Below are 24601 nucleotides of genomic sequence, written 5' to 3'. Positions count from 1 at the left end.
GTTCAATAGATAACGTCCAGTTATAAATTGAACTCTAAACTTTGAAACGGAAGCTAAACCATGGCAAAATCCAGACTTAAATCCTTAAAAGACAAAGAGAAAACAAGTTTAAGAAAATCTTTTAGTGCTTTAATTTATATTCCACGATTTTTCAAGGAAATTTGGAAAACAAATAAGAAACGCTTTATTATATCGGCTTTTTGCAGATTAATAGGCGCTGTTTTGCCAGTGATAATTTTGTGGGTTGGTAAAATAATTATTGATGAAATAATTTTACAGGCTGGCGCTGAAGTAACAGATTTTACCAGACTTTGGACCTATGTTGCTATAGAGTTTGTTTTGGTAGTTTTATCGGATTTGGTTAGTCGCGCTATTTCACTAACCGATAGTTTGCTGGGTGATGCCTACTCTATTGATTCTTCTGTAACAATTATTAAAAAGACCAATCAGATAGATATTAGTCTTTTAGAAGATTCCGAATTTTATGACAAGCTTGAACGCGCACGAACTCAAACCTCTGGACGTGTTGGATTAATATCAAACGCCTTGGGCGAAGTTCAAAGTTTAATTTCCATTGCAACGCTTGTTGCTGGATTAATTTATTTCGAGCCGTATTTAATTATTCTTTTGGTGTTAAGCATCATACCCTCTTTTATAAATGAAATTTGGTTTAGCCAGCAGCAATATTCTTTAGCTAGGGGCTGGACGGCAGAAAGACGCGAACTCGATTATTTACGATTTATAGGCGCGAACAATCAAACTGCCAAAGAGATTAAACTTTTTGGACTGACAGATTTTATTGTCGACCGTTTTAAAAACTTATCAGAAGAGTATTATCAATTAAACAAGAAACTCGCTGTAAAACGTTCCTCTCTGGGCTTTTTATTCAATGTATTAGGAACTTTAAGTTATTATGGTGCTTATATTTTTATTATTTATCGGGTTGTTTCTGGTGTCATTACGCTTGGTGAATTAACATTTTTATCAGGATCTTTTAACAGATTAACACGAAATCTTCAAGACTTTTTTTCCAAGTTTACTAGAATTACTGAAAGCTCACTTTATTTAAAAGATTACTTCGAATTTATTGATCTTTCTATCGTTCCTAAACATGATGAAGATCAACTTTTACCAGATAAAATTCAGACTGGTTTTGAATTCAGAAACGTTCATTTCTCCTATCCAGACTCTGATAAAGAAATACTAAAAGGTGTTAGCTTTAAAATTTCTGCTGGTGAAAAAATGGCTTTTGTAGGTCAAAATGGCGCGGGAAAAACCACACTCACCAAATTACTATTGCGATTTTATGAACCTACTTCAGGTGAAATACTTTTAGATGGCGTCAATATTAATCGTTTTAAACAAACAGATTATCAGAAATTTTTCGGCGTTATATTTCAAGATTTTTTCCGTTATGAATTTACAGTACGTGAAAATATTGCTATTGGTAATATCGATGAATTGCATAATCAAGAAAAAATTGAGAATGCTGCCGAATTGAGTTTAGCAAAAGATGTAATTTCTGATTTTAAAAAAGGATATGATCAACAACTTGGTAAGCGTTTTTATAGAGGACAAGAGCTTTCGGGTGGACAGTGGCAAAAAGTAGCTTTAGCCAGAGCATATATGAAAGATGCCGAGGTAATGATTTTAGATGAACCGACATCTGCGTTAGATGCGAAAGCAGAAAGCGATGTTTTTAAACGCTTTATTGGTTTAACTCAAGGCAAAACAAGCATTATCATTTCACACAGATTCAGCACCGTAAGACAAGCAGATCGTATATTAGTTTTAGAAGAAGGCAGCGTATTGGAAATTGGAACACACGAAACATTAATGGCTAATAAAGCGTTATATGCTCAACTCTTCCAGTTGCAAGCTGAAGGATATCAATAAATAACTTAATTTTGTATTATGGAAAATGAAATAATCAATAGAGTTGCCAGCAGTAAACTGGTAACCTTCGATTTAGAAGATTATTACCCAAAAGGCACACGCTTACAAATCGATATTAAAGATTGGTTGCTTGAAGGCATTGTACTGCGCGAAAAGGACTTTAGGGAATATGTAAAAAATCACGACTGGAATCAATACCAAGATGCTTATGTAGCTTTACACTGTTCAACGGATGCCATTGTACCTGCTTGGGCTTATATGCTAATGACCATTTCATTGGAATCCATAGCAAAAAGAACCATTTTAGGTGATTTAGATATGTTAGAGACAGCTTTATATCAAGATATCATTTCCAATATAGATGTTTCAGAGTTTCAAGATAAGCCTGTTATTGTAAAAGGTTGCGCTAAAAAACCGGTTCCTGTAAATGCTTATTTGTTGATTACTACAAAATTAAAAACAGTGGCAAAATCAATTATGTTTGGGGAAGCCTGCTCCAGCGTACCTTTATTTAAAAGAAAATAGTATTTTTGCAGTAATATTAAACCATATTTAATCCTTTACCCTTATGAAAAAAATTTTTATCATGAGCTTGATGTTGGTTGCAACAGCCTCATTTTCTCAAACGAAAGAAGAATTAAAAGAACAGAAGGCAAAAAAACAAGCTGCAGCTAATGCTTTACAATCTGAAGCAGATGCGTTACAAAAGCAAATTGATAATTTACCGGGTTGGAAATTTGGTGCTTTTGGTACTGTTGGTGCTAGCTTTTCAGAATTTAACAACTGGTATGGACAAGGAACGCCCAACAATGCTTCTGGAAACATATCGGTAACTGTAAATCCTTTTGCAAAATTGGATAACGAAAAATATTTCTGGTACAACACGGCAAACATTAATTTAAGTTGGGTAAAGTTTGATGATAAAGACGACCCAAGTGATGACGATAGCTTTAGAGAAGCTAATGATGTATTTAACGTCACGTCACTTTTTGGTTATAAAATTGCTAAAAACTTGGCCGCTTCTACCCTAGCAGAATATCGTACAACATTAATTAACAATTTTAATGATCCTGGATATTTAGATGTTGGTGTAGGTGTAACATGGACGCCTATTTCTAATTTAGTAGTCGTGGTTCATCCATTAAACTACAACTTTGTATTTGCTGACAATGATGCTATTTTCGATTCATCTTTAGGTGCTAAAGTTGTTGCTAATTACAGTCGCTCTTTTGGCAAACTAGGTTTAAATTCTAACCTATCTGCTTTTATGAGCTATAAAGACTCCAATTTATCTAACTGGACATGGATTAACGCTGTAAGTTATAAGTTATGGAAAGGTATTGGACTAGGTTTTGAGCTAGGTTTAAGAGACAACAATCAAGAAGCTGTTAATTATGCTTTTAAACAATGGGATCCTGCAGGAACAAACCCTGAACCAGGTTTTGATAACGTAGATAATAAATTACAAGTTTATACTACTTTTGGATTGAGCTACGCGTTCTAAACCCGATAGCATCACAATAAAAAAAGCACCGTATTTGGTAAAATCCAAAGTACGGTGCTTTTTTTTGTTGGTGGATATTTGATATTAATCACCTTTAAATTTTTTACTCTTTTTCTTACTTTTAAAAAGTTTTTTGAAGAAGCCATCTTCTTTTTCTAGCTTGCAATCCAAATCATCCAAAACATCAGCACTCGGTTTTTCAAAATGACTTTTAGTAATTTCATTAAATGTAGAATCACTATTTAACTTCTGATAAAATCTGGCGAACATTGGTAGGGCTGAATTGGCACCTTGCCCTAAAGCCGTAGTTTTAAACCCAATACCAAAATTATCATTTCCAACCCAAGTTATGGTTACCAGGCGTGGCGTAATTCCCACAAACCAACCATCTTTATTATCTTGCGTTGTTCCTGTTTTTCCAGCTATTTCATTGCTCAAATTATAAGTACTTCGTAAACGTGAAGCTGTTCCATTATCAACTGTTGCTTTCATCATTTCCAGTAAAACTTGTCGCGTATAATCGCTATAGGCTTGTTTTTCTAATATTTCAGGTTCAAAAGAAACGATTTCTTGGCCATTTCTATCGGTTATCTTCGTAATCATATAGGGTTTTACACCATAACTATTGTTCACAAAACTCGCATAAGCACCAATTAACTCTTTTAAACTTATTTCCGCAACACCCAAAGCCAAGGATGGTTGATTTGGCAACTTTTTAGTGATGCCCATTTTCTCTGCTTGCTTTTTTACATTAGAAATCCCGACATCATTTAAAACTTTTACAGCAATGGTATTTACGGAGTTGCTTAATGCCATTTCTAAATTATAATTGATATCCGTTTTTTCGTTAGGATCCTGTCCCGCATTGGTTGGCGTCCAGTTTTTATAATTGGTATAGGTTACAGCATCAATAGAGTAATATTTACACGGTTTCATACCGTTTTCTATAGCCGCAGTATATACAAAAGGCTTAAAAGTTGAACCTACTTGGCGCTCACTTTGTGATACATGATCGTATTTAAAATAGCGATAATCAATGCCACCAATATAACTTTGAATGGCACCAGATTTTGGATCGATGGACAACATACCTGTATTTAAAAGTTTCAGATAATGCTGCAAACTATCCTTAACGGATAACAATTGCGTGCTATCGCCTTTCCAAGTAAATACATCCATATCGCGTTTAACGGATAACGAGTCTTCAATAGCAGCTTCAGGAACACCAGCTTTTTTTAAGCGTTTATATTCCGGTAAAGCCATCATAGCTTTTTTAATCAGTTTTTTATTAGAAATCCATGGGGCATTTTTTCCATGAGATGCTTCATAAGCTTCCTGAAGTTTGGTGAGATGCTCCGCCATAGCTTCTTCAGCCATTGTTTGCATTTTGGCATCTAGTGTGGTATGAACTATTAAACCATCTTTATACAAATCGTAAGTATCACCATTCGGTTTTTTATAGGCTTTTAGTATTGTTTGTAACTGATCTTTTACTTGTGCCCTGAAATATGGCGCTAAACCTAGATCGTGATTAAAGGAATAGTAGTTTAAAACGAGAGAATCTTTTTTATAAGTTTCACACTTCGTCTCATCTAAATAGTCATATTTAACCATTTGATTAAGTACGACGTTTCTACGCTTTCGACTATTACTAATTGACAATCGCGGGTTGTAATAATTATTCGCTTTTAGCGTGCCAACCAATGTAGCGGCTTCTGGAACGGTCAATTTTCTTGCCGTTTTATTAAAAAATTTTTGAGCAGCACTTTCAATTCCATAGGTATTATCTGGAAATGGAACAGTATTAAAATAAAGCGTTAAAATTTCTTGTTTGGAATAAACGTCTTCAATTCGTTTAGCAACAATAGACTCTTTAAACTTATTAATAAGCATGCCAAATGCTGCATAATTTTTTCGACCATATAAATTTTTCGCCAATTGTAACGTGATAGTGCTTCCACCACCAGCGGATTTATCACGAAGCAAAATACTTTTAAAAAATACGCGCATTAAACTTACATTATCCACACCGTCATGCTCGTAAAAACGAACATCTTCGGTTGCAACCAAAGCATCTATTAAATGTTTTGGGAGATCCTCATAATCTAAAGGTTGCCTGTCATAGATATAATATTTACCAATTAACTTTTCGTTTTTGTCTAAAACCTGTGTAGCCTCGGCTTGTTTTAAAGCACCTAATTCAGCATGTGTTGGCACGCTTCCAAACACTCCGAAATATATACCAGCATACAAAAAAACGAAAAATGAAATGATTACCGCTATCAGTATCAAGGACCATTTCACCCAAGTTTTTTTAAAAAATACACGTAATTTATCCATGGTTTATAGAAATGTAGGATTCTTCTTTTTATGTAAATTGATTAGAAAAAAACGGGTTTAGGACTATTCCTCCTCCTCGTAATCTGGATATAAGAAATTATTATAGGGAAAACGGGTGACATGAATTTCACGTACCTCATCATAAATACGTTTTTTAAACTCTTCCATATTCTGCTTGTTTAAAGCTGATATAAATAGGGCATTATCACCAACGCGATTCATCCATGTTTTTCTCCATTCTTCTAAAGAATAATGCAACTCGGTACGTTCCACTTCTAAATCCGTTTCATCATACGGTTCTGCTTTATATGCATCAATTTTATTGAAAACCATAATAGTTGGCTTATCACCACTATCAATTTCACCTAAAATTTTATTTACAGAATTAATCTGTTCTTCAAAATTATGATGAGAAATATCAACAACGTGAAGTAATAGATCGGCTTCGCGCACTTCGTCCAATGTACTTTTAAAACTATCAACCAATTGCGTTGGCAGCTTTCTAATAAATCCAACGGTATCGGTAAGTAAAAACGGTAAATTTTGAATTACCACTTTACGGACTGTAGTATCTAATGTGGCAAACAACTTATCTTCGGCAAAAACATCACTTTTGCTAATGGTATTCATCAGTGTAGATTTCCCAACGTTAGTATAACCAACTAAAGCGACACGCACCATTTTACCACGATTACCACGTTGCACGCCCATTTGCTTATCAATGACCTTAATTTTGTCTTTTAACAAGGAAATTCTATCGCGTACAATACGTCTATCTGTTTCTATTTCAGTTTCACCAGGACCACGCATTCCAATCCCACCACGTTGACGCTCTAAATGCGTCCACATTCCTTTAAGTCGCGGTAATAGGTATTCACACTGCGCCAGCTCCACTTGCGTTCTAGCATAGCTTGTTTGAGCGCGTTGGGCAAAAATATCGAGAATTAAATTCGTTCTATCCAGAACTTTACATTCCAGTATTTTACTAATATTACGTTCTTGGGCAGCAGAAAGTTCATCATCAAAAATAGCGGTTCCAATATCATTATCTTCAATAAACTGGCGGACTTCTTCCATTTTACCCGTTCCAATGAAGGTTTTCGGGTTTGGAATATCCATTTTTTGAGTGAAGCGTTTTATTACTTCCCCACCAGCGGTAAACGTTAAAAACTCTAACTCGTCTAAATATTCTTTAGATTGTTCTTCTCCTTGATTTTTGGTAACTACACCAATTAAGACGGCACGTTCGTGCGAAATATCAACTTTTTCTATCATAAGCATTAAAAGTACAAAGTTAAACAATTGAAAGCAGTTTAATTTGCATATTTTTAACGCGAATACTGAAAATAATGACTGAAGCACCCCAAAACCCAATTTCTCCGGATATTTACACCGTAGCTTTTTACAATACCGAAAATTTGTTTGATATTTACAACGATCGCTCTAAAAACGATCGGGATTATTTACCTAATTCGGATAAGCATTGGACCAAGAAACGCTACTATAATAAGCTACAAAAAATAGGATTATCTATTTCAAAAATTGGTGAAGCCGAAACCGATAATCCTCCGAGTATTATTGGCTTAGCCGAAGTTGAAAACGGAAAAGTTATTCGCGACTTACTGAATACAGCTAACTTGAAGGATATTCCTTATGACTTTGTTCACTTTAACTCTAAAGACGAACGCGGTATGGATGTGGCATTATTGTACAATAAAAAGGATTTTACAGTGACACATTCTGAAATTTTCTCGATAATTTTTGATAGACCTGAAGGTGGCGACGATTTTACACGCGATATTTTATTAGTTACCGGAACTCTTAATGGCGAGACTATTTCGATACTTGTAAACCATTGGGCGTCCAGACGTGAGGGCACGAGACTTTCCGAGGCCAAACGGATGCAGTCTTCAACAAAAGTCGGTACTATTATACAAAGCTTAAAACAAGCGCAACCAGAGGCTAAAATAATAGTTATGGGCGATTTTAACGATGACCCTAATTGCAATAGCATTACACAATTGGTGGAGAACAATAATTTGTTCAACCCTATGAATACCTTGCGGTCTTTTAACCGAGGTAGTTTGGTGCATCATTTAAAATGGCACTTATTTGATCAGATTATGATAACCACTAATTTTTTCAAACCAGATGACACGCATTTAGAGTTTGAAGAAGCTAATATTTTTGATCCTGAATTTTTAAAAGAATACAAAGGAAAATATAAAGGAACACCTTTTAGAACCTATGCTGGCGAAAAACATAAAGGAGGTTATAGCGACCATTTTCCGGTTTACATTACCTTGACGAAATAAGAAAACTGACTTAAACGGCCTGCCAGAGTATTATTGATAGTACAAAGCATGCAACTGGAAGCAAGTAAAGCATATAAGCAGGGTATTTTTGAGATTTCTTACTAAGCATTTTGGCATTTAATACCTTACGCTTTCTTCCTGCATATTGTATCCAGTTTTTAAAAAATATAAAAATGGATGCCATAGCAAATAGGATCCATACTTTGTCTTGAGACAACGTATTTAAATTCATCTGATTAAAAAATCCTGCAAAAAACATTCCCAATAACAATAAAATTAAACATTGTAAAATGGAAATATAGATTGTTGCAAACTGATTTGCTTTTTTTACTTTGAGATTTTTATAGTGTTTAAACACGATAAAAAAAAGAGAATCAAACATAGATATTTTTGGAATAAAATTAAAGAACTGTCACTACAAAATTAGCTGATTTTATGATATAATAAATAGGTAAAACTAGTTAACTAAAATTTTTAAATCATCTATCATATACGAACCAGCTAGACCTGCAAGCGTGCCGGAACCATTAGCTTTAAAAGCTATGTATAAAGTTCCGCTAATATATGCAGAAATATCGATAAGCCCAGAATCTGCAAATATATAAAAATCATCAGATTCATTTGCCAAACTTGCCGAAACCGGATTCCAAGTCGCTCTTAAAACGTCCGTGCCATCAAAATCTGTAGACACAAAAACCTCTAGAGCGTTTTCTGGAGAATCTTGAGTTAAATGGTGTTGCGCTGATTTAAAGTTTAAATAAACATTACTATATCCAGTCAAATTAATACCAGGCGATACCAACCAGCCAATATTTGATGGTTGTACGGACCCAAATGGACTAAACTCCGTATATCCATTTCCGAGCAAGAATTTTTCACGCCATACACGAGATCCTGCTTCAGGAAAATTAATCCATCCTGGAAAGGTAAGATCAGTATTGTCCGTGGCAGCATCAAAATCTTCTTTATAGATTGCAGTAAAATCAGCAATATCTAAAAGTGAACATCTAGGGTTGTTCATATCAACATCTTCAAGAGAGTTTACAGCTAACACAATTGTACCACCATCAAATGTTTTGTTTACCACGGCAGAAATTGAACCATTCTTAATGGGTAGTAATTCGTTTTTAAAATTAGAAAAAGAACTAGTTTCAAGAAGCAATTCACTATATAAAAATCCGCTACAGTCCTGTAACATTCTTTTTGTGTCAAAATCTTCCATAGGATCAAAATAGCGCTTACCTGCTAAATCATCAGCGAACTCGACATCTTCCACTTGCACATAAACACCTACTAACCTTGCTCCAATTTGAGATAGTGGAACTTTTAAAGGAATAATATCTTCTGTTACTGGCGACCTGAAAATATGTGTACTTGTGCGTGTCTCATTTAATTTTGTGATTTTCCCACCAAAACGATCGTTTTCTACGCCACCACCAATAGTGGTAACACCGCTTGCAACCCGCTCTTCCCCAATAAATAACCCTTGTAAACTTACATAAACCTCACGACCAAAGTTAAATTGGTTGTACAAATCTACTTGATTTATTGCAACTTTAATAGCTATAGTAGGGTTGGTTGGGCTATCTTGAATAAAGAATTCTTTAAAAAAATTACCTGTTTTATCAGAACTTGACACATACCCTTTTATATAAATATTTTCATCAGGGCTAAAAGGAATTGCATCAGTCGTATCACCGTCACCATTGGGATCAGAGCTATACATGTTTTTCGCTTCTGCCATAGTAATATATGTTCCGTTAGTTAACAACTTGTTTAACCGTGCGTTTTCTTCATCTCCTAAACTAATAGGAATAACATAATCGTCGTCTTGCACACATGATACCAAAACCAAACTAGCTACGCTTATTAATAATAGGCCTAAAAATTTATTTGTTTTCATAATCAAAAATATTTTAAAATAATTTTCTAGAATCTAAAGTTTAGATTCACAAAATAAGAAGCGCCACGACCGTACCAATATTTGGGTCCAAACTTACGTTTAGGTGTCCGATTATCAGATAAAAGCTCGGTGTAATTAGCATTTCTACCTTGTTCAAAACCACCTGTTTTGTATAATTCATCTAACAAGTTATTTATGCTTACAAAAACACCAATGTAGTAATTGCCTATTTTCCAAGACTTACCTCCAGTTAAATTTACCGTAAAATACGCATCAAATTCTTCTTGCTTTAACAACTCTGACGCTACCTCTTGGTCGTAATTATTAATAGGCAAGCCATCATTAGCTAGGTAAAAGTTTTCTGTTCTTAAAAGCGGGCTAACATCTACATAAGTATTTGAAAAATAGTTAACCGTTGCACCAAACCACCAATAATCTGGATCGCGGTACTCAAAGCCAAAGGAGTATGCTTGTTGTGGTCCACCTGCAACTTTATAGCCTTTTAGGTTAGCTGTATATGTTGGCGATCTATTAAAACTTGAAGATGTTAAATACAAATCTGGGTTATTATCATATGTAAATTGACCTACAGCTGCAACTCCTTTTAATTTAATAGTTGGTATTACTTGCGCTTCAATACCTAGTTCGGCACCTATTTGTTTTTTATCGACACCTTGCGAAATTTCCTGGACAAATGCGGATGTATCATTAAACTCTTCACCAATGTTTGTAATACCATCTGCGTAGTAAAATGAAATTTCATTAGCATCTGCAATTTTAGAATAATATCCTGTTAATTTAGCTTTAACATTTGAAGACCTAAAAATATAACTGACATCAATAGACGTGATTTTTTCTACTAAAATATTTTCTACAACACTATTATTATCTCTAGAGTTTGAAAACGAGTTTCTTATAGAAGGCGCTTTAGCTATATATCCGGCATTTATATCTAATATATGTTTACCAGTAATTTTGTAAGTGAATCCACCTTTACCGCCGAAACCTGTAAAGTTTAGTTTCTCGCTTTTCCCGTATGATAAATCACCAGCAAAGTAATCATGTTCCCATAGTCCCTCGCGTTGATAAGATGTACTTGCAAAACTTCCTGATAAATAAAAATTGAATTTACTATAATTGAATTGTGCTTGCGCATATCCTGAAATAATATTAGCAAACATATTATAGTTATAACGAAACTTATCACCTTCGACAATTACACGGTCTGGGTTTTGAGAATCATATTGAAACCCGTCAAACGAATCCACATTTAAAACGCCGGTACCACCTAATAAATCAATTATATTACCAAAATTTTCTGATTTTAAAGACCTATAATTAATAGCGGCATTCAAAATAATACGCTCATTGATCTCCGTACTAAAAATAGCGTTTGCCGTTAATTGCTTATCATCTGCACGATCTTCATATAGTACATATGCATTTGTTTGATCTTGAGATGATCTTGTTATGTTTGCATCTAAAATACGTTTCCAATTCATTTGACCATCATTAATAAAATTTTGTTGCGCTAGATAAGCATCTGCATAATTTGGTCCCTTAACATCAGCTAAAAAATAACTCGGTAGGTCTTGATAATAAGCTGGACTTGGATTTCCGCCACCACCGTAATCTAAACGACTATTTCCTATTTTACCAAATTGGTAACCGATATTAGTGTTTAAGGTCGTTTTACTATTTACATCCCAATAATGGTTTAACATTAAAATCGGTTCCTCAATTTCTTTGACTCGTGAATTTTTCTTTTCACCTTCCAAATCCCCCCAATACTCGTTGTATTTAATACCTTTTAAGTCGTAAACTTCCTGTGTATTAGGCGATGATTTTCCACGACGGTTTGGGGTATAAATTGCTGTAAAATTCAAGCTATGTTTCTCATTAAGTTTGTTTTCTACTGAAGTAAAAAATGAATTAGAATCATATAATGTTGCTTCTTGATACCCTTCATCTCCCCAACGTCTTCCAGCCATTACCGCATAGGACCAGCCACCTTTTATTAAACCAGAAGCATAACTGGCCATAGCACGATTGGTATAACTTCTATTGGCTGCCGAGTAGGTGAAACGACCTCCTTTTCGATATTGAGACGCCCGTGTGTTTATATTCGTAGCACCTATAATTCCGCCAAAATTATAGGGTGAAGGTGTTAATCCTGATGTTAACTCTTGATTCCGAAGCATATCATTTAAACCACCCCAATTACTCCATTGTGGCCGACCATCATAAATTTTGTTCATTTCAATACCATTAATTAAAACCATAGCATTTTCAGAACCTAAACCTCTTACTTTAAAGAATGATGAACTGAACTCGAATGCCGCGGTACGCTGAAACACGTCTTTGGAGGCTTGCAATAATCCTGAAACATTATCCATTCCGCCAATATCATCGTCCAACTCATCATCGGTTAAGTTAATGGTAAATAAATCGGCAGTATTATCTTTCTGCAAAGTCATATCTGTAATATTTACAGTTTGCCCTTCATTGATAACAATTGGATACCTTTTAAATAGGTAGTCATTTTTAGATATTCTTAAAATCTGATTTCCTAAAGGCAAATCTGAAATAAACTCAAACAGCCCCAAATCATCCGTTAAGGTTGTCAAACTAGTTCCTTCTATAGTAACTGCTACTTTAGGAATTGGATTAAAAGAAATACCTTCTGTAACACTTCCTTTTACAATAGTTTGTTGCGCAAAAACTGTAACAGTCGATAAAAATCCTAACAATATAATAATTGAACTGTTTTTCATAATTCAAAAAAATTGAGAATTAGCGTGTAATATTTATTAAATTGCCATGTAATTTACATTATTTATAATGAAAACTTCATTTAATTATAAAATTCATAATTAAAAATAAACATAATTCTTTGACTACATGAAACATTTTAAAATTTATATAATCATGATCATTGCGTGTTTTACTATCAGCGCAAAAGCACAGGATGGCAAAAAATTTAAAATTCATACAGTGGCATTTTATAATTTAGAAAACTTATTTGACACGATTAATGACCCATCAAAAAATGACGAAGCCAGTCCCATGATGGAAATGAGCGTCAGTCATAGAGGCAATGCTTATTTAAAGAAAGTGCAGAACTTGGCGCGTGTATTGGCGGATATTGGTACGGACTTAATTCCAAACTCACCAGTTATAATCGGTGTTGCAGAAGTAGAAAATAAAGAGGTTTTAAAAGACGTAATAAATGACCCCGAACTTATAGCTAAAGATTATGGTATTGTGCATTACGAGTCGCCAGATCGTCGCGGTATTGATGTCGGGTTAATATACCAGAAGAAATTCTTTACGCCGATTAGTACTAGTAGTCATGAGTTACTAATTTTTGATAATGCTTCACATAAACGTGTTTATACTAGAGATCAGCTTTTAGTAAGCGGAAAATTAGAAGAAGACCTAATTCACATATTGGTAAATCATTGGCCATCTAGGCGCGGCGGCGAAGCTAAAAGTCGACCGAATCGTATTGCAGCCGCTAAGTTAAGCAAGAAAATTATAGACTCTTTACAAACTATAGATCCCTATGCTAAAATTATTATGATGGGCGATTTTAATGACAATCCTACTAACATCAGTTTAAAGGAGATTTTAAAAACCGAAAAAGATAAAGAAAATGTTAATCTTAAAGGTATTTATAATCCGATGGAAAACTTTCATCGCAATGGGCTAGGCTCGAATGCTTACCGAGATAGTTGGAGTTTATTTGATCAGATAATGCTAACGAAGCCATTTTTAGAAAAAGACTACTCATCCTTCCGTTTTTATCAAGCTGGAATTTTTAATAAAAGTTATTTAGTAACTAAAAAAGGACGCTACAAGGGCTACCCTTTCCGTAGTTTTGCCGACGGTGGTTTTAGTGATGGTTTTAGTGACCACTTCCCCACATATATCTACTTAATAAAAGAAGTAAAATAACAGGTAGATTATCATCATAAAAAAAACGCCTTTTAATTACGAGAGTAATTAAAAGGCGCTTTTTTTATGTGTCAGTCACTTAATATTACATCCAAACACTCCATGGAATTTTGGCTAAAATTAATATTAGTGCTATTGAATAGAAAATTGCAATCATTCTAAGTTTAGCTTTAGATGTCAATTTCTTTTTATGTTTAGAATAACCAATAGTAATTAATGCAACTGCAATAATCATAGTTAATGGATGCTCTACGATATTAGACCGTAAGGTACTATCTTTCATAATTGCGCCCATTCCCATATCGCCAATTAACGAAATATAAGGTCCTACAAAATATAGCACAATACCTAAAAGCAACTGAATATGCGATACAATTAAAGTAAATAATGAAATTCTAAAATCTTTAGCTGAATATTCCTTTCCCGCAACGGCTTTAATAATGGCATTAAAAGTAGCTAAAACCAGTATTAAGAGCACCAAATATGCCCAGTAGGAATGTAAAATGTTTACGGTATTATACATGTTTATTATATTTTATAGTTAGTGATACAAATGTAACAAATTAAGCGCATAAAAAAACCGCTTCGGTTAAGAAGCGGTTTTAAGAATATTATTCCAATATTAATTAGAAGATATATTTAACTGATGCGTTAAAAGTCATACCATTTGACTTAACAACACCAAAGTTATCTGTGAATTGAATTCTTTCTTGATCAAATAAGTTATAAACGTTTCCAACCAACGTTAAACGCTGACCACCAAACTCAAAGTTATAAGATAAACCTAAATCTGTCATAGAATAAGGACGTAGCGTACCAACATTTTCTGTTTGTACATCATTTCCGTCATTCATAAAAATACGTTCGTAATAGTTTATATTACCATAAAGTGACAAACCATCCGTTACTTTAGCTCTTGCACCAAAACCAGCAGTAAATTGTGGAGCATTAGTGATTTTAATACCATCTCTGTTTGTTCCTGAAGTTTCAGAAATCAAGTTACCTGTACGATCATCATAAACTGATACATCAGATGTTCCATCATACTCCCAAGAACCACCAGAAAGATATCCAGTTAAGCTAAGAATATTAGAAAGGCGGTACTCCATATCTAACTCAACACCTCTATGGATTTGACGTACTCCTCTATCAAAAATATTAATTTCAATATCATCTGTATCATCATTAGGTGTACCATTATCAAGTCTATCAAAACCAAGAATTACACGGTTATCCCAATCAGTATAGTAGAAGTTAAAGTCAGCTCTGAAATTTTCAACTTTAAATTTATATCCTAGTTCAATACTTGTAATTTCTTCGTTATCCACTTCTGGACTTAAAATTTGGTTTGAACCTCTAATATCTTTAAAGATATTATCTAAAAATGGTTGTCTTGAATAGAAACCCGCATTTAAATAAATACGACTTGTTGCCGGATCAATAGCATAAGAAACACCACCTTTTAGGTTATAACCCATTTTATTTAACTTTTCAGATTTACCTAAACCTTCGCCACCGCCATTGTCAAAACGACCATCTCTTTGGTAAGATTGGTTTGAAACAGCTCCTTGGAAAAATACAGAGAAATTATCATTAGCATATTCAATTTGGCCAAAAGCACCTTGATAGTTAATGTTTTCTGAATAGTCATAAGCCATTCTTTGATCTTTATCAGCATAGTTAAATAAAGACGCCCATGGTTTTGCATCAAACGTTTCCGTTATAATACCACCATCTGGACGGTCATTAGCCCAACCTGAAAGACCATAAAAATCTGTTGCTTGACGGAAGTGATCACCTCTATATAAACGAATATCAGCACCCACGTTAAAACTTAAGTTATCCGTTAAATCATGACTAAAGTTTGTAACTAAACCATACCATGAGTGATTGTTAACTGATGAACGACGGATGTAACTTGAGTTACTCTCACCGCTTTCATTACCAATACCATTGTTATCAGCTAATGCTTGTTGTTCTATTGCAAAATAGTCCATTTGACCATCTGCTGTTCTTAATCTACCACGACCACGATCACCAGTTCCGCCACCGCGTCCCCATGATGCATAAGCAACTGTTGACAATTCTGATTTTTCAGAAAGTTCCCAGTCCCAGTTTAAGTTAAATACTGGCTTATGGTAATAGTTTGTTCTTTCAGACTGAATTTTCTCTGAATATTGATTTCCATTTAAACCTTCAGTATAACCCCAGTGTTGGTTAAATTTAGGAGTCTCTTTCAAAGTTTCTTCACTTTGAGACCATCTCTGACCGTGCTGTTGTGGCGCACCGGTAAGTAAAACATTAAATGTGTGATTTTCATTTGGCTTATATCCAGCAGACAAAAAGTATGTTTGACCTGAACCAAATGTACCTTGAGCCCATTTTCTATGTGCTTGCCAGTGGTCCAATAATACTGAAAAAGACCACCCGTTTTCATTTAAACCTGTATCATAAGAAACAGTTCCTTTAAAGTAACTATCATTACCACCCATAAAACGAGCAAAACCACCTTTAGTTCTATCCGTAGATTTCATGATTAAGTTCATAGTACCACCTACTGAAGAAATAGCTAACTTAGATGAACCTAAACCTCGTTGCACTTGCACGCCGTTAGCAACATCTGCAATACCAGCCCAGTTAGACCAATATACTTTACCATCTTCCATACCATTTACTGGCTGACCATTTAACAACACAGCAATGTTTGTTTGATCGAAACCACGTAGGAATAATTGTGAATCACCAAAACCTGATTGTCCTGAAACATAAACAGATGGTGTGTTTTTAATAATTTCAGAAACCTCTACGTTACCGACGGCACGTTCTTGAATTTCTGATCTTTTAATTGTAGAAACGGCAATTGGTGTAGCTCTATCTTCAGCTAAATCAATAACTCCGGATCCTACAATAACCACTTCTTCTAATGTGTTATCGCTATTCAAAGCGATTTGACCTAAATCTCTAGTACCCGTAATCGTGTAGGTTTTAGCTTCGTATCCAACATAAGAAACTACTAATATAGTATTTACACTTCTTGTTGTAATAGTAAATTTACCATCAAAGTCTGAAGATACACCGTTAGTAGTACCTTTTTCAATGATGTTTGCACCTGGCAACGGCGCGTTCATTTCGGCATCCATTATAGTACCCGTTACAGTACTTTGGGCCATTGTAATTCCAGTAAACAAAAACGCTACTGCTAAAAATAATAATCTTGTAATTTTTTTCATTGCATTAAAAAGATTGGTTTCTAAGTTTCAGACAAAATTAAGTTATTAAAGCAAATTAACATTAACTAAAGGTTAACATTTTCTCTCTCCCTAAAGATATAGAATATTTTAAACTATCATAATGATTAAAAATAAAACTATTAACAGTCTTTTCAACAATTTTAATTTACTTTTTCAAATAAAACTTCAAAATATTGGCAGTTGAAGGGTCATAATTACTAAAAGTGTTATTTTTTATATCTTGAAGAATATTTTGCGACAACTCTTTACCAAGCTCGACTCCAAATTGATCGTAACTAAAAATATTCCAAATAACACCTTGGATAAAAATTTTATGCTCATAAAGTGCAATTAGCTTTCCTAGACTTTCTGGTGTAAGCTTTTTAATGAAGATGGTGTTTGTTGGTTTATTTCCTTCAAACACTTTAAATGGTAACACCGTTTTAATTTCCTCTACAGTTTTGCCCTTTAGCTTGAGCTCTTCGATGACCTCTTTCTTGCTTTTTCCGTTAAGTAAAGCCTCAGTCTGTGCTATAAAGTTAGAAATTAAGTTGTCCTGATGATCCTGGTTTCCGTGCAATGACTCGCCAAACCCAATAAAATCAGCTGGTATTAATTTAGTACCTTGATGAAGTAATTGAAAAAAAGCGTGTTGCGCATTTGTACCAGGTCTACCCCAAATTATGCTTCCTGTTTGGTAGTTTACGGGCTCTCCATTTCTATCTGTAGATTTTCCATTACTTTCCATGACAGCCTGCTGTAAGTAGGTTGTAAATCTATCAAAGTATTGTGTGTAAGGAATAACAGCTTCACTTTCCGCTTCGAAAAAATTATTATACCAAACACTTATTAACGCTAAAATAACAGGTATGTTTTTATCGAAATCCGCTGTTTTAAAATGAATATCCATTTTATGAGCACCCTTTAAGAGCTTTTCAAAATTATCATAACCAATGGATAAGCTTATTGATAATCCAACAGCGCTCCATAAAGAAAATCTGCCACCAACCCAATCCCACATAGGAAATACTCGATCTGGCAAAATTCCGAATTTTTCCGCGATTTTCCCATGTGCAGAAACTGCAACAAAATGTTTAGAAACAGCTTCTTCTGAAGCATGGCTTAAAAACCATTTCTTTATGGTATAAGCATTGGAAAGTGTTTCTTGGGTTGTAAATGTTTTAGAAACGATTATAAAAAGTGTCGTTTCCGGGTTTATTTTTTTAATAACTTCATGAATATGATCCCCGTCCACATTACTAACAAAGTGTGTGTTTATATGGTTTTTATAGTACTTTAAGGATTCTACTACCATGTTTGGCCCTAAATCCGAACCGCCAATACCAATATTAACCACATCCGTAAAGGCCTTGCCCGTAAACCCCATAAGCTTTCCGGTTAAGACTTGGTTTGTAAAGGTTTTGATGTTTCTTTTAACTTGAGCTATTTCGGGAATAATGTTTTCACCATTTACCAAAATAGTTTCCGTTTCGGGTGCCCGTAACGCAGCGTGTAATACAGCCCTGTTTTCAGTTTCATTGATAATATTACCGGAAAACTGGCTGGCAATTGCTTCTTTTAGATTGACTTGTTCTGCTAATTTTAACAGTAAGGCTAATGTTTCTTCTGTAATTCTGTTTTTTGAAAAATCGATATAAAAATCTTCCCACTCAATTAAAAACATGTTAGCTCGATTTGCATCTTTAGCAAACAAATCGGTCATTTTTACATTTTGTATTCTTGAAAAATGCTCAAGAAGATCTTGCCATGCTTTTGTGGTTGTCGGATTAATTTTAGGTAATGACATGATTTTAGTCTAATTGCGTAATTAAATCTTCTGGCGAACCTTCTAAAATTATCGCCTCCTGAACATTAATTGAATCTAATTTTGATTTCAACGGCTTGATAAATTCTAAAAACTCCGTTCTTAAACTATCTGAAATAGGTTCCGCTTCTGGTAGTTTTTGTTTGAAAGGGTCTACTTGTACACCATTTTTCCAAAAACGATAACATACATGAGGCCCAGATGTATTCCCGGTCATACCAACCCAACCAATAACATCGCCTTGCTTAACGAATTGCCCTGCCTTAACATTCTGACTTTTCATGTGTAAGTATTGGGTTTCGTACGCAGAGTTATGTCTTATTTTTACATAATTCCCATTACCACGTGTATAAGCGGACTTGGTAACTGTTCCGTTTGCAGTTGCACGGATAGGTGTGCCAATATTAGCGGCAAAATCCGTTCCTTTATGTGGTCTAATTTTATTACCGTAAAGCGCAATACGCCTTCTTAGATTATAACGAGATGAAATACGCTTATATTCTACAGGAGCTTTTAAAAAGGCGCGACGTAGATTTTTAGCTTCGTCATTAAAATAATCACTTAACCTTTTAATGGAATCCGTTTCAAATTCGAATGCATAGAACGGCTCACTTTTATGCTCAAAATAAGCGGCTTTAATTTTATCAATTCCAGCATAAATGGTATCGTCAATATATTTATCTGTGTAAACAACTTTAAAGTGATCGCCCTTTTGAAGTCTAGTAAAATCAATCGTCCACGCATAAATATCTGACATTTTGTAAGCTAAAAGCAAACTCTTCCCACCATCTGCCAACGTTTGTGAAATATTACTTGTAATAACGCCTAAAAATTCCTTTTCAACGTACGTAATTGGCTTTCTGCTGGTAAACGCATGAATAGAATCTTGAAAATTCAGAACGACATATTCTTCACGATTGGGCTGATAAATAAATGAAAGTGCTTGTTGTAAAGAGTCCTTAGAACATAAAACAGTATATGGTTTTCCTATCTGAAGTTTTCGGATATCATAACTTTCCTTGGTTTGTTCCGCAATATGAAAAATTTTAGGATAGCCAACATTATAACGTTCCATAATAAGGCCAAAACTATCTCCATTGCGGATTGTATCGCGTTTTACAACGTAATCATTTAGGTTAAAACCAAATTCCTTAAGCTCTTCTGGCTCAATAACCGCAGCAAATTCGTCTTCTTCAAAAACTTCTTCTGGCTCCTTATCCTTGCAACTTACTAATGTTATTAATAAGGCAAAAGCCATTATATATTCTCTCCCCAATCTGCTAATTCTTGTTTGCTCCATAACTCTGGAAAAAATATTCGTCTTTGATATTTTGGATGCATATACTTTACCCATTCACTTCCTCCTGTTGCTTCTTTTGTTTTACCGCCAATATTTAAATAGTGATTAGCCGTATTATAATGTGCCATAACCCATTTAATATTAACTGTATAGTCATAATGACGCATGGCATTTACTAAATCTTCATTTTCCCTAACAGCTTCCGGCAATTCTTTAAACTTGGTCCAAAGGTTACTTGTGTTGTAGAATTTCGCAAATCTAATGAATTCCTCTTTGTATCTTTCTTCAAAAACTGTTAATAAATAGGTTTTCTTACCAGTTTTATAGTCTTTTCCAGCTGCCTGCCAATATAAATGTTCGAAAGCATGTTCGAAAGGTGTATCTCTATCAATAGTTTCTCGGAAGCGATTATCTATTAAATTGATCAGTTCGGTTGATGAAATTTCAATTTTGCGATATTGCGCACTTTGAAAACCACTTGCGGGTGTTAAAGTAAGTCGGAATTTATTGTACTGCTCCACATCCATGCCACCTCGCATAATTTCGAATGAAGATGTTAGCATATCAAAATAACGACTAATACGCATTAGCTTGGTTGAAAAGAAATCGGCCGTCAATTTTTCAGCTGTAGCCACTTGATCAATTTCCCACAGTATCATTTTAAACAATAGCTCGTTTATTTGATGATACATAATAAACACCATTTCGTCGGGTAAAACCGTGCGTTGCGTTTGCAAATCTAAAAGGGCATCCGTTTGAACGTAATCCCAATAATTAATTGGTTTACTATATAATAATCCTTTTAAGTGTACGTCTAAATCTTGACCAATATTATCAAATTTTTCTTTGAGTTGCTTGGTTATTTCGTCATTCATACTATTAATTAATTTTGTATAACAATTTGAAATGGGTGTTTTAAGCCTTTAAAAGCATCTAAATCTGCTCGTAAAGATCCTACTGCTAAATTGGCTTGTATACGTAAAGGTATTCTATTTTTATCATTCGAAACCCATAACGTTAGGCTTTCCTCTTCTTTAAATACACGCCCAGCCATAACATAAGGTCTGAATTTTAAGGTATGAACCTTACCAAAACTGGTAGTTAAAACCTCGGTGCCCAGATACTTTAATTTAAAGCCGTAGTTTTCTTCGTCGAAAAACATATCAACTTTAACTTCATCATTTACTTTTAGATTATCAATATCCAAATTATTACGCAAATAATAAAATGTTGAAACCATATCCTGAATATTTGGCTTCGTGTCAAAGGACTTTTTACTGTCGTGTTTTATGTTGTGAACATAGGCTTTGTTTTTATCTTGATCAAATTCTATTTCAATATTTTTGGTATGACCGCCTTCATTAATATTTCTAATGAATTTATAGGGTACATTTAAATTTTTATCAAAATAGCTCTCATACTGATCTTCCACTTTAAAAAACCAACTTACTGCACCTGTTGTCCATCCTTTTCCAACTACATGATATACGGGCTTACCTTTATAATAAGAGTCATTAACAGATAATGTTGCTTCACCAGCTTTCATCCATCCACTGTAACTCATTTTAAAGCGAAACCACTCTCCCGTCCCATATGCAGTTTCAATTTGTGAAAATGCTTGATTTATAGAAATAAAGGCTACTATGATTAATATTATTTTTTTCATAAGCTTGATTCTAATTTTATATTACAACTTAACGCTGTCCTGTGCATTAGATTACAATTTCCATTCCAAAAATAGAAAACAAAAAACTCTATCGGTTATTTAAGATAGAGTTTTTATGCTTTTTATAAGATATTTTACGATTACAAAGTTCCTCTTAGGGCTTGTTCACGCTCAATAGACTGAAAAAGTGCTTTAAAGTTTCCAGCTCCGAAACCTTTAGCTCCCATACGTTGAATAATTTCAAAGAACAAGGTTGGTCTGTCTTCCACTGGTTTGGTGAAAATTTGTAATAAATAACCTTCTTCATCGGCGTCAATCATGATTCCTAAAGCCATTAACTTTTCAATATCTTCCTGTAATTCGTGACTAAATTCTTCTAATCTGCCAGGAACTGCCCTATAATACTCTTCTGGAGGTGTAGATAAGAATTCAATTCCACGAGCACGCATATCTGATACGGTTGAAATAATATCATCGGTTGCTACGGCAATATGTTGCACGCCTGGACTTTCATAAAAATCTAAATACTCTTCAATTTGCGATTTTTTTGCGCCTTCTGCAGGTTCGTTAATTGGGAATTTAATACGGCCATTTCCGTTACTCATCACCTTACTCATTAAAGCGGAATACTCGGTGTGGATTTGCTTATCGTCAAAAGACAAGAAGTTAACGAAGCCCATAACATCTTCATACCATTTTACCCAAGTGTTCATTTCGTTCCAACCCACGTTTCCAACCATGTGATCGATAAATTTTAAACCTGTTGGCTCTGGATTATAATCCGATTTCCACGCCACAAAACCTGGCATAAACGTCCCTTTGTAGTTTTTACGCTCTACAAACATGTGTACAGTTTCACCGTAAGTATAAATTCCAGCACGTACAATTTCGCCATGCTCGTCTTTATCAACAGTTGGCTCCATATATGATTTGGCGCCTCGTTTAGTTGTTTCTTCGTAAGCACTTCTGGCGTCATCCACCCAAAGAGCAATTACTTTTACACCATCACCATGCTTTACAATATGATCGTTAATTGGGGACTTACTGTTTAAAGGCGTTGTTAAAACTAAACGAATTTTATCTTGCTTTAATACATAGCTTACTTGATCTCTCGAACCGGTTTCTAATCCTCGATAAGCATAGGATTGAAATCCAAAAGCTGTTTTATAATAATGGGCTGCTTGCTTGGCGTTTCCTACGTAAAACTCAACATAGTCTGTACCTAATAAAGGCAAAAAGTCCTGTGCGCCTTCAAATATTTTCTCTAATCCGTATTCTACTGATTTAATCTCTTTTTTACTCATAATGTTTTTAATTGTTGATTCATTAAGTGGTTAAATTAATAACGACTGTATTTTATTTTAGCCCTGACTGAAACGGCATCTATTTTTGAGGTACGAAAAAAGATACAGCGGAAGGCAGGTAGCTTCTTATTATTAGTGTTCCAACCATGATTTATAATAATCTTCGTCGGCTATTTTCATAGCTTCTTCGGTTACTTTTAATGGTTTAAATGTATCTACCATGACTGCTAATTCTTCTGTTTTTGTCTTTCCAATACTCCTTTCGGTAGCTCCTGGGTGTGGCCCGTGTGGAATTCCAGCGGGATGCAAGGAAATATGTCCAGCATCAATATCGTTTCTACTCATAAAATCGCCATCCACGTAATACAACACCTCATCACTATCTATATTACTGTGATTATAAGGCGCTGGAATAGAATCTGGATGATAATCGTATAAACGTGGCACGAAGCTACAAACTACAAAAGCTGCCGTTTCAAACGTTTGATGAACTGGAGGTGGCTGATGAATACGCCCTGTAATAGGCTCAAAATCGTGAATTGAAAAAGCATACGGGTAATTAAAACCGTCGTAACCAACCACATCAAAAGGATGTGAAGCATAAACCATTTCAAAAATATCGTCTTGCTTTTTAACCTTTATTAAAAAATTTCCTGTTTCGTTATGGGTTTCTAATTCTTGTGGTTGCCTTAAGTCGCGCTCACAAAATGGCGAATGCTCCAATAGTTGTCCAAACCAGTTTCTATAACGTTTTGGTGTGTAAATTGGATGCTTGGATTCCACGATAAACAAACGATTATCCTCTGTGTCGAAATCTATTTTATAAATAATACCACGAGGAACGACTAAATAATCGCCGTATTTAAAATCCAAATTACCAAGCATGGTGCGGAGTTTTCCAGTTCCTTTATGAATAAAAATCAACTCATCTGCATCGGTGTTTTTATAAAAATAATCACTTGTTGATTGTTTAGGAGCAGCTAAAATTATAGCGCAATCACTATTTATTAAAACGGTTTTCCGACTTTCTAAATAATCATTTTCTGGTTTTACTTGAAATCCACGAAATCTATACGATTGAATGCTATTTTCTTTAGCAATTTTTGGCGCAACGCTGTATTGGTTTCTTATTTCCTTTACTTGAGTTGGCCGTTGTTCGTGATAAGAGTTTGTAGACATTCCATCAAAACCAACAGTACCAAAAAGCTGCTCATAATATAAACTGCCATCTGATTTTCTAAATTGTGTGTGACGTTTAGGCGGAATTTTCCCTAATTTATGATAAAAAGGCATGATTCTTTATTTTTAAATTGGATGTTTTAGTCTGCCAATACCTTTAGCTGTATTTGCAATGAACACCA

Annotated in this window: 18 protein-coding genes; 5 read left to right on the top strand and 13 right to left on the bottom strand. The window is 34.5% G+C overall.

Translation table 11 applies throughout. The annotated features are described in order from the left end of the window. Nucleotides 1-60: 60 nt before the first annotated feature. Genes BZARG_RS14165 through BZARG_RS14155 form a run of 3 tightly spaced genes read left to right on the top strand, consistent with a single transcriptional unit; the run spans nucleotide 61 to nucleotide 3400 of the window. Nucleotides 61-1896, top strand: a complete 1836-nt coding sequence (locus BZARG_RS14165) for an ABC transporter ATP-binding protein (RefSeq protein ID WP_008639598.1) — start codon at nucleotides 61-63, stop codon at nucleotides 1894-1896. A gap of 18 nt (nucleotides 1897-1914) precedes the next feature. After that, entirely contained in the window at nucleotides 1915-2421 is a 507-nt protein-coding gene (locus tag BZARG_RS14160; protein ID WP_008639670.1) for a DUF2480 family protein, read from the top strand. Nucleotides 2422-2464: 43 nt separating this feature from the next. Next, nucleotides 2465-3400 (top strand): DUF3078 domain-containing protein, encoded by a 936-nt coding sequence (locus BZARG_RS14155; RefSeq protein WP_040288900.1) that lies wholly within the window; start codon nucleotides 2465-2467, stop codon nucleotides 3398-3400. Between the two features lie 84 nt (nucleotides 3401-3484). Here BZARG_RS14155 and BZARG_RS14150 read toward each other — a convergent pair whose 3' ends face one another. Together BZARG_RS14150 and hflX are read right to left on the bottom strand one after the other, a co-directional pair. Continuing rightward, a complete protein-coding gene (locus tag BZARG_RS14150; RefSeq protein ID WP_050807318.1) occupies nucleotides 3485-5740 on the bottom strand; it encodes a transglycosylase domain-containing protein in 2256 nt (751 codons plus the stop codon). A gap of 63 nt (nucleotides 5741-5803) precedes the next feature. Beyond that, nucleotides 5804-7015: a GTPase HflX gene (hflX, locus tag BZARG_RS14145; protein WP_008639619.1), complete on the bottom strand. Its 1212-nt coding sequence runs from the start codon at nucleotides 7013-7015 to the stop codon at nucleotides 5804-5806. A gap of 74 nt (nucleotides 7016-7089) precedes the next feature. Here hflX and BZARG_RS14140 point away from each other — a divergent pair, with 74 nt between their 5' ends. Continuing rightward, entirely contained in the window at nucleotides 7090-8055 is a 966-nt protein-coding gene (locus BZARG_RS14140) for an endonuclease/exonuclease/phosphatase family protein (protein ID WP_008639521.1), read from the top strand. A 10-nt stretch (nucleotides 8056-8065) separates the two neighbouring features. On the opposite strand, the gene BZARG_RS14135 is transcribed toward BZARG_RS14140, so the two are convergent. The 3 genes from BZARG_RS14135 to BZARG_RS14125 form a co-directional block, all read right to left on the bottom strand. Beyond that, on the bottom strand, nucleotides 8066-8437 hold the full coding sequence (locus BZARG_RS14135) for a hypothetical protein (protein ID WP_008639722.1): 372 nt from the start codon (nucleotides 8435-8437) through the stop codon (nucleotides 8066-8068). Between the two features lie 75 nt (nucleotides 8438-8512). Beyond that, nucleotides 8513-9958: a DUF5689 domain-containing protein gene (locus BZARG_RS14130; RefSeq protein ID WP_008639585.1), complete on the bottom strand. Its 1446-nt coding sequence runs from the start codon at nucleotides 9956-9958 to the stop codon at nucleotides 8513-8515. A 26-nt stretch (nucleotides 9959-9984) separates the two neighbouring features. Next, entirely contained in the window at nucleotides 9985-12732 is a 2748-nt protein-coding gene (locus BZARG_RS14125; protein WP_008639504.1) for a TonB-dependent receptor plug domain-containing protein, read from the bottom strand. 127 nt (nucleotides 12733-12859) lie between these two features. Between BZARG_RS14125 and BZARG_RS14120 the strand changes: the two genes are divergently transcribed. Continuing rightward, on the top strand, nucleotides 12860-13915 hold the full coding sequence (locus tag BZARG_RS14120) for an endonuclease/exonuclease/phosphatase family protein (protein WP_040288898.1): 1056 nt from the start codon (nucleotides 12860-12862) through the stop codon (nucleotides 13913-13915). 85 nt (nucleotides 13916-14000) lie between these two features. Here the strand turns inward: BZARG_RS14120 and BZARG_RS14115 are convergent, their stop codons facing one another. The 8 genes from BZARG_RS14115 to BZARG_RS14080 all read right to left on the bottom strand — a co-directional run bounded on the left by BZARG_RS14115 (nucleotide 14001) and on the right by BZARG_RS14080 (nucleotide 24533). Continuing rightward, nucleotides 14001-14438 carry a hypothetical protein gene (locus tag BZARG_RS14115; protein ID WP_008639587.1) on the bottom strand — a complete coding sequence of 146 codons (438 nt, stop codon included), beginning with the start codon at nucleotides 14436-14438 and terminating at the stop codon, nucleotides 14001-14003. A 103-nt stretch (nucleotides 14439-14541) separates the two neighbouring features. Next, complete coding sequence (locus BZARG_RS14110; protein WP_008639729.1) at nucleotides 14542-17145, bottom strand: TonB-dependent receptor; 2604 nt, start codon at nucleotides 17143-17145, stop codon at nucleotides 14542-14544. A 166-nt stretch (nucleotides 17146-17311) separates the two neighbouring features. Next, nucleotides 17312-18952, bottom strand: coding sequence for a glucose-6-phosphate isomerase (pgi, locus tag BZARG_RS14105; protein ID WP_008639719.1), 1641 nt, complete (start codon nucleotides 18950-18952; stop codon nucleotides 17312-17314). A 4-nt stretch (nucleotides 18953-18956) separates the two neighbouring features. Continuing rightward, nucleotides 18957-20270 (bottom strand): M23 family metallopeptidase, encoded by a 1314-nt coding sequence (locus BZARG_RS14100; RefSeq protein WP_237702606.1) that lies wholly within the window; start codon nucleotides 20268-20270, stop codon nucleotides 18957-18959. Continuing rightward, nucleotides 20228-21145: a tryptophan 2,3-dioxygenase family protein gene (locus tag BZARG_RS14095; RefSeq protein ID WP_008639452.1), complete on the bottom strand. Its 918-nt coding sequence runs from the start codon at nucleotides 21143-21145 to the stop codon at nucleotides 20228-20230. The genes BZARG_RS14100 and BZARG_RS14095 overlap by 43 nt, the downstream gene beginning before the upstream one ends. Nucleotides 21146-21153: 8 nt before the next feature. Beyond that, nucleotides 21154-21936, bottom strand: coding sequence for a DUF3108 domain-containing protein (locus BZARG_RS14090; protein WP_008639679.1), 783 nt, complete (start codon nucleotides 21934-21936; stop codon nucleotides 21154-21156). A gap of 140 nt (nucleotides 21937-22076) precedes the next feature. Then, nucleotides 22077-23240: a 4-hydroxyphenylpyruvate dioxygenase gene (gene hppD, locus BZARG_RS14085; protein WP_008639724.1), complete on the bottom strand. Its 1164-nt coding sequence runs from the start codon at nucleotides 23238-23240 to the stop codon at nucleotides 22077-22079. Between the two features lie 132 nt (nucleotides 23241-23372). Further along, nucleotides 23373-24533: a homogentisate 1,2-dioxygenase gene (locus BZARG_RS14080; protein WP_008639535.1), complete on the bottom strand. Its 1161-nt coding sequence runs from the start codon at nucleotides 24531-24533 to the stop codon at nucleotides 23373-23375. Nucleotides 24534-24601: the final 68 nt, after the last annotated feature.

This window comes from Bizionia argentinensis JUB59, assembly GCF_000224335.1.
Lineage (GTDB): Bacteria > Bacteroidota > Bacteroidia > Flavobacteriales > Flavobacteriaceae > Algorimicrobium > Algorimicrobium argentinense.
Note: the sequence above shows the minus strand (reverse complement) of the source record. Positions and strands in the feature narration are given on the sequence as shown.

Bases quoted from the DNA above. Each gene is read 5' to 3' on its own strand.
- BZARG_RS14160 (WP_008639670.1), top strand. From the start codon at position 1,915: ATGGAAAATGAAATAATCAATAGAGTTGCCAGCAGTAAACTGGTAACC.
- BZARG_RS14090 (WP_008639679.1), bottom strand. From the start codon at position 21,936: ATGAAAAAAATAATATTAATCATAGTAGCCTTTATTTCTATAAATCAA.
- BZARG_RS14130 (WP_008639585.1), bottom strand. From the start codon at position 9,958: ATGAAAACAAATAAATTTTTAGGCCTATTATTAATAAGCGTAGCTAGT.
- pgi (WP_008639719.1), bottom strand. From the start codon at position 18,952: ATGTCATTACCTAAAATTAATCCGACAACCACAAAAGCATGGCAAGAT.
- hflX (WP_008639619.1), bottom strand. From the start codon at position 7,015: ATGATAGAAAAAGTTGATATTTCGCACGAACGTGCCGTCTTAATTGGT.
- BZARG_RS14080 (WP_008639535.1), bottom strand. From the start codon at position 24,533: ATGCCTTTTTATCATAAATTAGGGAAAATTCCGCCTAAACGTCACACA.
- BZARG_RS14115 (WP_008639587.1), bottom strand. From the start codon at position 14,438: ATGTATAATACCGTAAACATTTTACATTCCTACTGGGCATATTTGGTG.
- BZARG_RS14140 (WP_008639521.1), top strand. From the start codon at position 7,090: ATGACTGAAGCACCCCAAAACCCAATTTCTCCGGATATTTACACCGTA.
- BZARG_RS14135 (WP_008639722.1), bottom strand. From the start codon at position 8,437: ATGTTTGATTCTCTTTTTTTTATCGTGTTTAAACACTATAAAAATCTC.
- BZARG_RS14100 (WP_237702606.1), bottom strand. From the start codon at position 20,270: ATGGAGCAAACAAGAATTAGCAGATTGGGGAGAGAATATATAATGGCT.
- hppD (WP_008639724.1), bottom strand. From the start codon at position 23,240: ATGAGTAAAAAAGAGATTAAATCAGTAGAATACGGATTAGAGAAAATA.
- BZARG_RS14125 (WP_008639504.1), bottom strand. From the start codon at position 12,732: ATGAAAAACAGTTCAATTATTATATTGTTAGGATTTTTATCGACTGTT.
- BZARG_RS14095 (WP_008639452.1), bottom strand. From the start codon at position 21,145: ATGAATGACGAAATAACCAAGCAACTCAAAGAAAAATTTGATAATATT.
- BZARG_RS14110 (WP_008639729.1), bottom strand. From the start codon at position 17,145: ATGAAAAAAATTACAAGATTATTATTTTTAGCAGTAGCGTTTTTGTTT.
- BZARG_RS14165 (WP_008639598.1), top strand. From the start codon at position 61: ATGGCAAAATCCAGACTTAAATCCTTAAAAGACAAAGAGAAAACAAGT.
- BZARG_RS14150 (WP_050807318.1), bottom strand. From the start codon at position 5,740: ATGGATAAATTACGTGTATTTTTTAAAAAAACTTGGGTGAAATGGTCC.
- BZARG_RS14120 (WP_040288898.1), top strand. From the start codon at position 12,860: ATGAAACATTTTAAAATTTATATAATCATGATCATTGCGTGTTTTACT.
- BZARG_RS14155 (WP_040288900.1), top strand. From the start codon at position 2,465: ATGAAAAAAATTTTTATCATGAGCTTGATGTTGGTTGCAACAGCCTCA.